Source organism: Burkholderia sp. BCC1985, assembly GCF_905339915.1.
Lineage (GTDB): Bacteria > Pseudomonadota > Gammaproteobacteria > Burkholderiales > Burkholderiaceae > Burkholderia.
Window position 1 is genome coordinate 1 of the sequence record NZ_CAJPGY010000104.1, and the last position, 1,645, is coordinate 1,645.

Genomic DNA, 1,645 nt, shown 5'->3' on the forward strand with positions numbered 1-1,645 from the left:
TCGACCAACCGCGTGCTCAAGTCGGTCGGCACGTTCTATACGACGCTGATCCGCGCGGTACCCGATCTCGTGCTGATGCTGCTGCTGTTCTACGGGATCCAGATCCTGCTGAACGACGCGACCGACCTGCTCGGCTGGGACCAGATCGACATCGACCCGTTCGTGGCCGGCGTCGTGACGCTCGGCTTCATCTACGGTGCGTACTTCACCGAGACGTTCCGCGGCGCATTCCTCGCGGTGCCGCGCGGCCAGCTCGAAGCGGGCTTCGCATACGGGATGAGCGGCTGGCGCGTGTTCCACCGCATCCTGTTCCCGCAGATGATGCGCTTCGCGCTGCCGGGCATCGGCAACAACTGGCAGGTGCTCGTGAAGGCCACCGCGCTCGTGTCGATCATCGGCCTCGCCGATGTCGTGAAGGCGTCGCAGGACGCCGGCAAGAGCACGCTCGATTTCTTCTTCTTCACGCTCGCGGCCGGCGCGATCTACCTCGCGATCACGACGGTGTCGAACGTCGTGCTGCACCACCTCGAGAAGCGTTATTCCGTCGGCGTCCGGAGGCTTGCACTGTGATCGAACTCGTCAGCCAGTACTGGCAAAGCTATCTCTATACCGACGGTTACCGCTTCAGCGGCCTCGCGATCACGCTGTGGCTGCTGGTCGTGTCGATCGCGTTCGGCTTCGCGCTGGCCGTGCCGCTCGCGATCGCGCGCGCGTCGTCGAACCGCTGGATCTCGGGCCCCGTGTGGCTCTATACGTACGTGTTCCGCGGCACACCGCTCTACGTGCAGCTGCTGATGTGCTACACCGGCATCTACAGCCTGCAGGTCGTGCACAACCACGTGCTGCTCGACACGTTCTTCCGCAACGCGATGAACTGCACGCTGCTCGCGTTCGTGCTGAACGAATGCGCGTATGCGACCGAGATCTTCGCGGGTGCGATCAAGGCCACGTCGGCCGGCGAGATCGAGGCCGGGATGGCCTACGGGATGTCGCGCTTCAAGCTCTATACGCGCATCATCCTGCCGTCCGCGCTGCGCCGTTCGCTGCCGAGCTACAGCAACGAAGTGATCCTGATGCTGCACGCGACGACGCTCGCGTTCACCGCGACCGTGCCCGACATCCTGAAGGTCACGCGCGACGTCAACTCCGCGACGTACATGTCGTTCCAGGCCTACGGCATCGCCGCCGTGCTGTACGCCATCGTCGTGTTCACGCTCATCTGGGCGTTCCGCAAGCTCGAGACGCGCTGGCTCGCGTACCTCTCGCCGCGCAGCCACTAATGCATTCGCAAGGAAGGACCAAGCATGTACAAGCTCACCGTTGACAACCTGCACAAGAAGTTCGGCGACAACGAGGTGTTGAAGGGCGTATCGATGAAGGCGAAGGCCGGCGACGTGATCAGCATCATCGGCTCGAGCGGCTCCGGCAAGAGCACGTTCCTGCGCTGCATCAACTTCCTCGAGCAGCCATGTTCGGGGCAGATCACGATCGGCAGCGAGCCGATCCAGACCGCGCGCGACCGTAACGGCTCGCTGCGCGTGGCCGACCAGAAGCAGCTGCAGCGGATGCGCACGAAGCTGTCGATGGTGTTCCAGCACTTCAACCTGTGGTCGCACATGACGGTGCTCGAGAACGTGATCGAGGC

General features: G+C 63.5%; 3 protein-coding genes. All 3 read left to right on the forward strand.

Features of this window, described 5'->3' with window-relative positions; translation table 11 throughout:
* Positions 1 to 570 (forward strand): ABC transporter permease (locus tag U4Z31_RS36805; RefSeq protein ID WP_321812977.1); only part of this gene is annotated, 570 nt, incomplete at its 5' end.
* On the forward strand, positions 567 to 1,280 hold the full coding sequence (locus tag U4Z31_RS36810) for an ABC transporter permease (protein ID WP_044848076.1): 714 nt from the start codon (positions 567 to 569) through the stop codon (positions 1,278 to 1,280). The genes U4Z31_RS36805 and U4Z31_RS36810, both read left to right, overlap by 4 nt.
* A 24-nt stretch (positions 1,281 to 1,304) precedes the next feature.
* Positions 1,305 to 1,645, forward strand: a 341-nt coding sequence (locus U4Z31_RS36815) for an ATP-binding cassette domain-containing protein (RefSeq protein WP_321812978.1), incomplete at its 3' end; no start/stop codon positions are given.